Annotated in this window: 12 protein-coding genes; 6 read left to right on the top strand and 6 right to left on the bottom strand. The window is 38.7% G+C overall.

The window, feature by feature from the left end:
• Positions 1-96: 96 nt before the first annotated feature.
• Entirely contained in the window at positions 97-2,520 is a 2,424-nt protein-coding gene (pheT, locus tag FLEMA_RS0121015; RefSeq protein WP_026997784.1) for a phenylalanine--tRNA ligase subunit beta, read from the top strand.
• 141 nt (positions 2,521-2,661) lie between these two features.
• Here pheT and FLEMA_RS69410 read toward each other — a convergent pair whose 3' ends face one another.
• The 4 genes from FLEMA_RS69410 to FLEMA_RS69395 form a co-directional block, all read right to left on the bottom strand.
• The gene (locus FLEMA_RS69410; RefSeq protein WP_044171829.1) at positions 2,662-2,940 is read right to left on the bottom strand and encodes a hypothetical protein; all 279 of its coding nucleotides are present in this window, start codon (positions 2,938-2,940) and stop codon (positions 2,662-2,664) included.
• Positions 2,941-2,976: 36 nt separating this feature from the next.
• Positions 2,977-3,909 (bottom strand): purple acid phosphatase family protein, encoded by a 933-nt coding sequence (locus FLEMA_RS69405; protein ID WP_052354098.1) that lies wholly within the window; start codon positions 3,907-3,909, stop codon positions 2,977-2,979.
• Positions 3,910-4,061: 152 nt separating this feature from the next.
• Positions 4,062-4,883, bottom strand: coding sequence for an aldo/keto reductase (locus FLEMA_RS69400; RefSeq protein WP_044171827.1), 822 nt, complete (start codon positions 4,881-4,883; stop codon positions 4,062-4,064).
• 69 nt (positions 4,884-4,952) lie between these two features.
• Complete coding sequence (locus tag FLEMA_RS69395; RefSeq protein ID WP_044174730.1) at positions 4,953-5,933, bottom strand: phytanoyl-CoA dioxygenase family protein; 981 nt, start codon at positions 5,931-5,933, stop codon at positions 4,953-4,955.
• Positions 5,934-6,119: 186 nt separating this feature from the next.
• Between FLEMA_RS69395 and FLEMA_RS0120920 the strand changes: the two genes are divergently transcribed.
• From FLEMA_RS0120920 to FLEMA_RS0120870, 5 genes are all read left to right on the top strand, one after another.
• The gene (locus FLEMA_RS0120920; protein WP_026995955.1) at positions 6,120-6,971 is read left to right on the top strand and encodes a helix-turn-helix domain-containing protein; all 852 of its coding nucleotides are present in this window, start codon (positions 6,120-6,122) and stop codon (positions 6,969-6,971) included.
• A gap of 43 nt (positions 6,972-7,014) precedes the next feature.
• Positions 7,015-7,599: a Crp/Fnr family transcriptional regulator gene (locus FLEMA_RS0120910; RefSeq protein WP_026997783.1), complete on the top strand. Its 585-nt coding sequence runs from the start codon at positions 7,015-7,017 to the stop codon at positions 7,597-7,599.
• Positions 7,600-7,683: 84 nt separating this feature from the next.
• Positions 7,684-8,562 carry a pirin family protein gene (locus FLEMA_RS0120900; protein ID WP_044171825.1) on the top strand — a complete coding sequence of 293 codons (879 nt, stop codon included), beginning with the start codon at positions 7,684-7,686 and terminating at the stop codon, positions 8,560-8,562.
• 279 nt (positions 8,563-8,841) lie between these two features.
• Positions 8,842-9,159, top strand: coding sequence for a response regulator (locus tag FLEMA_RS69390; RefSeq protein ID WP_044171823.1), 318 nt, complete (start codon positions 8,842-8,844; stop codon positions 9,157-9,159).
• 176 nt (positions 9,160-9,335) lie between these two features.
• The gene (locus FLEMA_RS0120870) at positions 9,336-9,851 is read left to right on the top strand and encodes a hypothetical protein (RefSeq protein WP_044174728.1); all 516 of its coding nucleotides are present in this window, start codon (positions 9,336-9,338) and stop codon (positions 9,849-9,851) included.
• Here FLEMA_RS0120870 and FLEMA_RS69385 read toward each other — a convergent pair.
• Entirely contained in the window at positions 9,838-10,218 is a 381-nt protein-coding gene (locus FLEMA_RS69385; protein ID WP_044171821.1) for a VOC family protein, read from the bottom strand. The genes FLEMA_RS0120870 and FLEMA_RS69385 overlap by 14 nt on opposite strands.
• 61 nt (positions 10,219-10,279) lie before the next feature.
• A complete protein-coding gene (ffh, locus tag FLEMA_RS69380) occupies positions 10,280-11,605 on the bottom strand; it encodes a signal recognition particle protein (protein ID WP_044171819.1) in 1,326 nt (441 codons plus the stop codon).
• Between the last annotated feature and the right edge of the window lie 194 nt (positions 11,606-11,799).

Here is an 11,799-nt window from a genome sequence, read left to right as displayed (position 1 = left end):
AAAGACTAAAAGCGTAAAACGTGTAACTTTGCGGACTGAAAAACAATATCCTGCTAGGATTTTAATACAAATAGCTAATAATAAAAATACAATCTGATGAAAATATCACTTAATTGGCTTAAACAGTTCATCGAAATCAATGAATCTCCCGAAGAGTTAGATACCCTCCTTACTGGCACAGGGTTAGAGGTGGAAGGTATCGAACGTCACGACTCAATCCCTGGTGGTTTACAAGGGTTTGTGGTTGGCGAAGTGCTTACCTGCGAGCGATTTATGGTGAAAGAAAAACAGTTGAGCCTTACTACAGTAGATGTTGGCCAAGAAACACCCGCTCAAATTGTGTGTGGTGCTGCCAATGTCGATGCTGGACAAAAAGTGATTGTGGCTACTGTAGGTACAACTCTGTACGACAAAGAAGGAAAGGCCATTTTTACCATAGATAGAAAAAAGACTTATGGGCATTTTTCGGAAGGAATGATTTGTGCCGAAGACGAAATCGGTATTGGACATTCGCACGATGGTATTTTGATACTCGATACCGACCTGCCGAATGGTACGCCTGCAACCCAATATTTTAATTTAGAAGCAGATTTTCTTATCGAAATTGGTTTGACACCAAATCGTGCCGATGCGGCTTCGCATTTGGGGGTGGCTCGCGATATTAAGGCTGTAACACAACGCCCTCTACAAGTTCCTTCGATAGAGGCTTTTAAGGTAGAAAACAACAACTTCCCCATTGAGTTGGTGGTAGAAGATGCCGAAGCTTGTCCTCGTTTTTGTGGTGTTACCATCGATGGCGTAACCGTAAAAGATTCGCCAGAGTGGTTGCAAAAAGCGTTGATAACAATTGGTTTGCGTCCTATCAACAATATTGTAGACATTACCAATTATATCTGTCATGGCTTGGGGCAGCCTATGCACGCCTACGACTGGCATGCTATTAAGGGACAAAAAGTAGTGGTAAAAACGCTTGAAGCAGGTACAAAATTTACTACTCTCGACGAAGTAGAAAGAACCCTCGCCGCAACCGACCTAATGGTTTGTAATGCCGAAGAACCAATGGGTATTGCAGGTGTGTTTGGTGGTGCAGGCTCAGGTATCAAAGAATCTACTTCAAGGGTATATCTGGAAGTAGCGTATTTTGATCCTACTTCTGTTAGAAAAACGGCTCAGCGTCATGGTCTCAAAACCGATGCTTCGTTTCGTTTTGAACGTGGTACCGACCCCAATCTGAAATTGTATGCGTTGAAATATGCCGCTTTATTGATTCAAGAAATGGCTGGTGGAGTTATAGCGTCGGAGGTTACTGATTTTTATCCAATGCCAATCCAAGATTTTGTAGTACCTGTTTTGTACAAAAATGTTGACCGGTTGATTGGTAAAAAGCTGGATAAAGCATTAATCAAAAGTATTTTGGTAGCGTTGGATATTCAGATTACCGCAGAAACCGAAGAGGGTTTTACTGCAATCGTACCTCCATATCGTGTTGATGTAACACGTGAAGCCGATGTAATTGAAGAAATTTTGCGTATTTATGGCTTCAACAATATTGAACTCTCTGAGCATTTGGGTACAGACTATCTGTCGGATTTCCCTGCCAAAGACCGTGAAAAATTACAGGCCAAAGTGGCTACCTTGTTGGCATCGAATGGCTTCTCCGAAATTATTACCAACTCGTTGACCAAACCAGCTTATGCCGATTTAATCAAGGCTGATTTGACAGGCGAAAATGTTGAAATCCTAAATCGTCTTTCCGAAGACTTGGCCGTAATGCGTCAGTCAATGTTGTTTTCGGGTTTAGAGGTTTTGGCTTATAATATCAATCGTCGCCAGAAAGACTTGAGGATGTTTGACTTTGGAAAAACTTACCACAAAGTCAATGATAAATATGTAGAAAAACGCCATTTGGCAGTGTACCTTACTGGCAATACTGTAGCCGAAACTTGGCAAGAAAAAGCTAATAAAGTGGCTTTTCATACATTAGCAAATATTGTGAATAAGGTATTGAATAGACTTGGATTTAAAGACTTCCAAACAAAACCTATTGAGGGTTCTGCTACTTTTGAGTATGGTATTCAGTATGTTATCAACAAGAAAGAGGCTGTTAGTTTGGGCTTGGTAAAAGCCAAAGTAGCGAAGGCCGCCGAAGTGAAGCAGGGGGTATTCTATGCTGATTTTGACTGGGATTATTTGTTCAAACAATACAAAGAAAATGTTGTATTTGCTGAATTATCAAAATTCCCTGAGGTTCGTCGTGATTTGTCGTTGGTATTAGATAAAGAAGTTACTTTCGACCAAATTCAGAAAATTGCTAGACAGTACGAGAAAAACCTTTTACGCCAAATCAATGTATTTGATGTATACCAAGGCGAAAACTTGGGCGAAGGGAAAAAATCATATTCGGTAAGCTTTATTTTGCAAGATAACGAACAAACATTGACCGATAAGGTAATCGACAAAACAATGGAACGATTGATGGCTGCTTTTGAGAAAGAAATCGGAGCCGTGATTCGGAAATAAATTGTGGGGGCGTTGTGAGTTAGTGGATGAGTGAATGATAACGAATGTATAAGCATTGTTAACTTGTTGATTGATATATGCTTAATCAAATTAGTTGATTCAATCACTCATTCACAACTCACCCACCCACTAACTAAACAACTAAACAGGGTAGCCTTTTTCCTTGAGGGTATTTTCTACCTCAATTAATAGCTTTTTACCAAAACCAGCCCAGGTCATCATTTGTTTACTTTGGTAATACGCCCACAGCTCGTCTAGGCTATTAATGTGGTGTTTTTCGATAAAGTCTTTCAAATGTTTGTTACAGTTAAGTGATGTAGATAAGCCCGATGGGCTAGCAATTTGTGCAATATTTTGTTTTTCATATTGCTTAATTACACTTAATGCTTCAAGATACTGCGATTCGGAAATATAGTTCATAAAGTTATGATTAATGGTACTAGAAAAATATGCTTGTTATTTGATTATTTCTTTGTGAAATACTACCGTACCAGTAGTATCTATAATACTGCTTTTAAGCGAAGTTGGGGTAATTGTTAACATAGAAAAACTAGGCTGATTTGTGCCAAACAGCAAGTCAGGGTTGGGCCTGACCATATCATTGGCATAAGCACCTGCCGCTGCCACCATATAATCCACTTTACTATCGGGGCGTTTGATATATTGCGAATTGTGGCTATGGCCAGCAATATAAAGCTGTACTTTGTACTTTTCTAAGAGGGGCTTAATCAAATCAATCATTTCTGGCTGATTTCCTCTGCCTGTTCCTGCCGAATAAATAGGGTGATGCCCTATCACAATTTTCCATGTTTCTTTACTAGCATATAGCGTACTATCGAGCCATTTTAGTTGAGCAGTGGTATTCTGATTTAATATATCTGAATGTTTAGCACTATTGTTTCGATGTTCGTTAATAAATGGCGTTGTATCTAAGAAAATAAAACGAACAGAGGTGTTATTGGCTAACGATTTGGCAAAAGAATAATACCTACTAGGCATATTCCATCTTTTATTGATTTGATGATAGTTGAGTTCTGCCGTTGGGTTGCCCGAATAATCGTGATTCCCTAAAATAACAAACCAATCTTTCTGAATTTTGTCGCCTGTATAAATTTGTTCGTAAGACTGCTGCCAGTGGGGGTCGTTTAAGTCCTTTACACCATCTTCATAAAAGTTATCGCCAGTAGCAATAACAAAATCAATGGGTTCATTTTTGGCGGTATTATTCATTTGTTGGGCTACCTGCTTTTGGGCATATTGGCCGTAGCGCCCCCAGTCGCCAAGAACCAAAATACGCATAATACTGGGAGGTGGAATGCTTGTATCGTTGTTCATACTTTTACATCCTATTAGCAAAGTGAAAATGAGTACCGTATAGAGTACTTTCATATAAAATGGTTTTTTACGATATAATGGAAAGATATTACAAATTTCAGACCATTTTGTGAGAAAAAAAAACGTACAAAACCTAAATAATAGATTTTGTACGTTTGGTAACTGTCTGGTTATATGGATAATGCCTAAAAGCAGTGCAGGTATTATCAAAAAAGGTCCATGGGGTCTTCTACAACCCGCAAATTTTCATTAAATCCATCCAAAAAAGACATATTTTCGGGGCTAATATGAAAATCGAAAATATTGAAATTTTCTTGTAATCTTTTCAAATTAGCTGATTTAGGAATACTCGAAATACCATGTTGTATAGCCCAACGCAAGATAATCTGTGCAGGTGTTTTGCTGTACTGTGTGGCTATTGCCAGTAATTTGGGGTCGTTCATGCGTAAGCCTCGTACCAGCGGAGTATACGCCTGAAGCTGTATTTTCCTATTTTGACAGACTTCTACCAAATCTTTGTCAAACAAATAAGGACTTAGCTCAACCTGATTTACAGCAGGAACTATCGAATTATACGTTTGGAGTTCATCCAAGAATGGGATTAAATAATTAGCTACACCAATAGCCTTTACTCGCCCTTCGCTATAGAGCTTTTCGAGTGCCAGCCATGTTTCTTTGCGTGTAGCTCGAATAGGCCAATGTACCAGATAAAGGTCGATATAGTCGATACGAAGATTTTGCAAACTTTTATCAAATGCCCGCAAGGTTGGGTCAAAGCCTTGGTCATCGTTATGAACTTTGGTAGTCACAAAAATATCGGATCGTTGTACCAAGCTTTGCCTGATGGCATTGCCTATTTCGGTTTCGTTGTTGTACATAGCCGCCGTGTCTATTAGTCTATAGCCTGTTTCTAAAGCCCATGATACGGCCTGTTCGGCTTCTTGTTGGTACATATCATAAACACCCAAACCCAACAAAGGCATTTGGATACCATTGTTGAGCGTAGTGTATAATTGTTGATGTTGCATAATCAAATATGTGTGAAGATTTGTAAAAAAAAGGTACAGCCAAAAGTTGGCTGTACCTGTCGAGGGTATTTACCATTTTTCTAAACCTAGCAATTTTTTACCTAAATCGCTCAAAACAGCGGTTTGGTATCTATCTCTTTCAAAATTACGAGGGTCGCCAGGGAAAGCGTAGCCTTCTGGAGCAATACGATTTTTCCAAGAATTGACCCTCCATGCACGAAGGGCTTCATTATCTTCTTCGGCTGGCATCATCGAAATATATTGGGCTATTCGTACTTTGTCTCGGGTAAGGTTGGGACGAATGCCATGTGGTTGTAAGCTGTTGAATATCAGTAGGTCGCCAGCTTCTAGCTTTACTTTTACCATTTTTTCCTGAAAATCTGAAGTATCAGGTTTAAATCTATCTCGGTCTTCGGGTTGGGTAAGTTTCCATGTATCATAATTTCTAAATAACTCAGGAATACACTGAAATCCACCCATATTCTCATCGGTTTGGTCGGCCAAAGCCAATACACCTTGTACATTTTGAGGACGAGTTTCGGGGTCATAGTCCCAGTGAATAAAGCCTTTGAACACATGGTTTGGCCTCATGGGGAAGTTGAGATTGGCACGGTCGATAGTTACCCAGAGTTTTTCGGTACCCCAAACATCCACAAAAGCATCATAAACCCGTTGCATTTGGCGGTTTTCCCAAAGTAATTGATGATTGTATACTTCGACCATACCACTGCCTGCCAATTCTTTCATTTTCATTTCGGCTCTTGGAGCTGTATACCATGTGTCGGGATTATGAGGGTCTTTTTCTTCAAATTCCCATAAAAAGGTGGCTGTACGCTCGGCTTGCTCGCGAGAAATAGCATTTTTGATAATAATATAGCCATTATGTATCCAAAATTTCCAATCGTCTTCGCTCAATACACGTAATGGCTGGCCATTGGAGCGGTCGTTGAGGCTTATGTGGCTACTTGTTGCTGTTGATGGGTTGCCCGGAATATCTTTATGAGCAGTATTGGCCATCATAGTAGGAGTCATGGTTGGGGTCATTTGCATGATATTATTTGTTTTGCAATGTTTTAGATTGAAATAGTTATACAAATTTAATATCGAATAACCCGTAAAATCTTGGCTAATAATTGCCATTTTTTGAACAAATTTGACTATAATCGTATATTATTATTATATTAAAACAAATAAAGTACAATTTCTGAGGCTTATACAAGAATAACGTATCAAAAGATGAAGATTGTTTTAGAGGAATTTACGCCCGATTCTAATAGTTCGTTTAGGTTGTTGCTCAATCCTCGTTTGAGCCATATTTTTTATTGGCATTTTCACCCCGAATTTGAATTGGTTTATATAGAAGGAGCAAATGGCACTAGGCACGTTGGCGAGCATATATCACGTTATGAATACAACGACTTGGTATTTATTGGCTCAAATATTCCTCATCTCAACTTCGATTATATGGTAAAGACTGATTATGAGAAGGTTGTACTACAGGTACGTTCTGATTTTTTGGGTAATGCCTTTGGCAATGTGCCAGAATTATCAACCATATTTCGTTTATTCGAGCTGTCGAAATACGGTATTGCCTTTGGTACAGATACCAAAACACATATCGGAAAACGCCTCAAAGTAATTGCTCAATTGCCGCATTTCGAGCAGTTTTTGGAAGTACTAAACATTTTTCAGTTTTTGGCCAATACCAACGACTATACATTGTTGCATGAAAAACCCGTTGAAAATCAATATAATAAACGTGACCAAGAACGAATCAAAAGGCTTTATCAGTTTATAGACGATAACTACCAACGCAAAATAGAGTTGTCGGAGGTAGCTAGTTTGAGTAATTTGAGTGAGGCGGCATTTTGTCGGTATTTCAAAAAAATGACACGGGTTACTTTTGTCGAATTTTTAAATCACTACCGAGTTAACCAAGCCAAAAATCTATTACTTTTAGACAAAAACGTTACGGAAACCTGTTTTGACTGTGGTTTTGAAAGTATGTCGTATTTTAATAGAACTTTTAAAAAGCTCACAGGCGAGAACCCTTTGTCATTTAAAAAACGTTATTTTAGTGGGCTTTAGTAGCTAGTATGATGGCGAAATGCTCAGGTAAAAAAATAGGCTAATGCACACTTTCGACGCAATCAATTTATCGGTATCTAAATATGTAAGTTTTTTGGCCGACGAGTTGGCTACTTTCAATCAGATTTTAGGATATAAAAAAGTGCCTAAAAGAACCTTTTTGCTCAAAGCCCAAGAGGTTTGTAATATTGAGGCGTTTATTTTGAAAGGATGTGTCAGAACCTATTATTTAGATGAAAATGGGGCGGAGGTTATCTTACAGTTTGCCATAGAAGGCTGGTGGGTAAGCGATATTGCCAGTTTTCATGAACAAACCCCAAGCAAAATATTTATTGAAACACTAGAAGAAACAGAGCTATTATTCCTGAATCCTCAGAGCAAGGAAGAGTTGTTGAGTAAAGTACCCAAATTTGAGCGGGTATTCCGTTTGTTGGTACAGCGTAATTTGTCGGTTACCCAAAACCGATTGTTTAAAACTATTTCAAAACCTGCTTTAGAAAAATATTTAGATTTTTTGGAGCGGTATCCAAGTATTCCACAAAGAGTTCCACAGCATTATATTGCTTCTTATTTAGGTATTTCAGCCGAATTTTTGAGTAAAGTACGTGCCAAATTAGCCAAAAAATAAATCGTATTGCGGGGTATTTCTTGTTCTAGTTCAATGCTTTGGACAAAGTATTGATACAATTTTGTAGTATAAAAATTGATAAATATGGAACGCAAAGATTTTCTTCGTAAAGGCTTGTTTGGAACAGGTATGTTGGTAGCCTCTACAGCCGTTGGGTATTCGTTGAATCAACATGAAAACGACGAACTAAAACCTTTAGAAATATTAGGGTTTAATCACCTACCCAATCCTCAAACCAATACAATGGCTAATACAATCCTTCACAAAGCCGAAACCCGTGGTCATGCCAATCATGGATGGCTCAATAGCTACCACACTTTTAGTTTTGCCAATTATTATAATCCTGAAAGAATGCACTTTGGTGTTTTGAGGGTATTGAACGACGACCACGTAGCTTCGGGTAGAGGCTTTGGTACACACCCACACGACAATATGGAAATTATTTCGATTCCATTGGAGGGCGATTTGGAACATAAAGACAGCATGAACAATGTGGCTATTATTAAGCACGGCGATATTCAGGTAATGAGTGCTGGTACGGGTGTGTATCATAGCGAGTTTAATCGAAATGCCGATAAGGATACTAAGTTTTTACAAATCTGGATTTTTCCTAATAAGAAAAATGTAACACCTCGCTACGACCAAATGACATTGGACGTGGCCGACCGCCATAATAAATTACAACAAATTTTATCGCCCAATCCTAACGATGAAGGGGTTTGGATTCATCAAGATGCGTGGTTTCATATCGGAAATTTTGATAAGGATGTTGTCACAAGTTATCAAATCAAGCGTCAAGGCAATGGTGTTTATGCTTTTGTGATAAGAGGTAGCTTTACGATTGCTGGACAAACAGTAGATACTCGTGATGGATTTGGGATTTGGGATACCAACCAGTTTGATATTAAGGCCAATGTGGCCGATGCCGAAATCTTGTTGATGGATGTTCCAATGAGTATTTAGATCCAATATTTCGCACTCTTTATTAATTGATGTTTCTCTAAAATATCAACTAATAAAGAGTGTTTTCTTCAAACAACCATAAAGCTGTTTGAAACTTTGTTATTGTTATATAGGCTTGATAATGAACTTATAAGTTAATAGGATAATGCTGATTGGAGGGAAAATATGAGGGGCGTTGTGATAGTAGCTTTGTGATCAATCCGAATTTAATGGAATACCTTCAAGTAATAGCGTATTTGCCAAATCACTAATTTTTTCAATTATACTATACAGATTATTATGGAAACTATCAAAATACTAGTTGTTAGCCGCAATGAGTCTATCTTGCAAGTCGTATTACGACTTATCAACCAGAATCCTGATTGGCAAGCATTGGGTACAGAATCGTTGGAAGAAGCCCTGAGCTTATTTGCCCAAATTCCTTTCAATTTAGTCTTGTTAGGCTCTGGTATTAGCGAAGTAGAAGAGCAAACCCTAAGACAAGATTTACAAAAAATCAATCCTAATGTTATGGTTATTCAGCATTATGGCGGAGGTAGTGGGCTACTTGCCTGCGAAATAAAGTACGCATTAGAAACCCAAAAGGTATTGGGGTAATAACGAATAGATACTTTTTTATGAGTCAAGGGCTAAATTTCTGTAAGCGAGCGAGTCCAAAAACAAATTTTGTTGTAAATTAAGTAAGAATACAAAATAGCATTGGTAGTAATACACAAGTACTACCACAATATATTCGGTAATTTACTAGATTGACGAGTTTTATGGCAGAACCTATGGAAAAACAACCTTTATTTTTTGAGAAACAACGCTTTAACCAAGTTTGGATTTGGTTGATTATGATTGGAACAAACGGTGTATTTATATATGGCTTTATCAAACAGATTTTTCTGAAAATCCCCTTTGGCGATAACCCTATGAGCGATACTGCTCTTATTATTTCTACTATATTGATGTTGGTATTTAGTGTTTTGCTAAGAATAGTAAGTCTACAAACCATGATACTGAACGATGGGATTTATGTACGGTTTTATCCGATTCAGCAAGCATACCGAATCTGTCCATGGGAGATAATAGAGTCGGTGGCTGTACGAGAATACGACCCCATTGGTGAGTTTGGTGGTTGGGGGTATCGGGTAGGTTTTGGCAATAGTGGCAAAGCCTTTAATGTATCGGGTAATAAAGGGATTCAGCTTGTTTTTACTGACAAATCACGCCTACTAATAGGCACACAACAAGCCGAAGAAGTAACCAAAGTATTGGCTTCGCTCGGCAAAACTACGTTGTCATAAATTCATCAGAAGTAAATTCTATCCAATAGCCTTCAGGGTCTTGAAGAAAGATTTGAGGAGCACCATCGGGGCGGCGTTTAGGGCCTAAAAAGCTCAGGCCTTTGTTGCGAAGAAACTCTTCACAGTCTTTAATAGACTCTACTTCTACTGCAAAATGATTTTTGCGTGAGCCTCCTGTAATTTCTTCGGAAGTACGGCCAGCTATAATATGCAATGTATGAGTAGTACCCAAAGCAAACCAAGCTCCCTCAAAGTCAAAGTTGGGGCGAGGCAATATAGGTAGCTCCAACACATTGCCATAAAAATGGACCGTTTGAGGCAAATCCCGTACATACAATGCTACATGATTGATCTCTTTGATTTTCATGAGTTTTAATAAAAAATAGCCACACAAAATAACATGATTTTATGTGGCTACAGGGCAAATATTATCTTTTTGGAAAATTAGGAAGCTTCATTTTGCCGTCTTGTACACGGTTCATCATCTTCATCATTTTACGCATATCGTCAAATTGTTTCAACAAATTGTTGATTTGTTGTACCGATGTACCCGACCCCAAAGCAATACGTTTCTTACGAGACATATCTAATAACTCTGGTTTTTGGCGTTCTTTCGGAGTCATTGATTGGATGATAGCTTCGATAGGCTTGAAAGAGTCGTTAGAAATATCAACATCCTTTACGGCTTGTCCCATACCCGGAATCATACCCATTAAATCTTTGATGTTACCCATCTTTTTGATCTGCTGTAATTGCGAATAGAAGTCTTCAAAGCTAAACTGGTTTTGACGAATCTTTTTGTTGATACGTTCAGCTTCTTCCTCATCAAAAGCATTCTGAGCACGTTCTACCAACGAAAGTACGTCACCCATACCCAAAATACGACTGGCCATACGGTCAGGGTAGAATTGGTCGAGGGCATCCATTTTTTCACCAGTCGAAATAAACTTAATGGGTTTTTCTACAACGTGACGAATCGAAAGAGCCGCACCACCACGGGCATCACCATCCAACTTGGTTAAAACAACGCCATCAAAATCCAAACGTTCGTTGAACGTTTTGGCTGTATTTACGGCATCTTGCCCCGTCATCGAGTCTACAACAAACAAAATTTCGGAAGGCTTGATAGCATCTTTTACAGCAGCAATTTCGTTCATCATGGCCTCATCTACAGCCAAACGACCCGCAGTATCGACAATGATTACTTTTTTACCCAACTTGCGGCCATAAGCAAGGGCGTTTTGGGCTATATCTACTGCATTTTTGTTTTCTGGCTCGGCATATACTTCTACACCAACCTGCTCGCCTAGTACTTTTAGCTGGTCGATTGCCGCAGGACGATAAATATCGCAGGCAACCAATAATACATTACGACCAGATTTTTTGAGATACTGAGCTAATTTTCCTGAGAAAGTAGTTTTACCAGAACCTTGCAAACCCGCAATCAATATCACCGAAGGGTCCGACTTGAGGTTGATGCCTTGTACCTGCGACCCCATCAGTTTGACAAGTTCGTCGTGTACAATTTTAACCAACATTTGACCTGGGTCTACAGCAATCAAGATTTTTTGTCCCATTGCTTCTTCCTTGATACGGTCGGTAATTTCTTTGGCAACCTTATAGTTTACGTCGGCATCCATCAATGCACGACGAATTTCTTTGATTGTGGCAGCTACGTTAACGTCCGTGATGCGTCCCTTACCCTTGAGGGTACGCATAGCGGTATTGAGTTTATTACTTAAATTCTCAAACATTGTTGGTTATAGATATTATGATTATCCTAAAATCTTTAAAGTTCTAACTATCAGAACCGCAAAGGTACAAAAAAAATTAAGCATTAATAAGTTTATGCAGTATGATAAAGCCTTTTGACAAAGCCAAAGATACTATAAAGGAAAGCAGACGAAGTGGGGTATTGGGCTAGCCTAATGATGATACAAGAAAAACA

It is taken from the genome of Flectobacillus major DSM 103 (assembly GCF_000427405.1).
Classification (GTDB): Bacteria; Bacteroidota; Bacteroidia; order Cytophagales; family Spirosomataceae; genus Flectobacillus; species Flectobacillus major.
The sequence above is the reverse complement of the archived record's forward strand: the minus strand, read 5'-3'. Positions and strand labels throughout refer to the sequence as shown.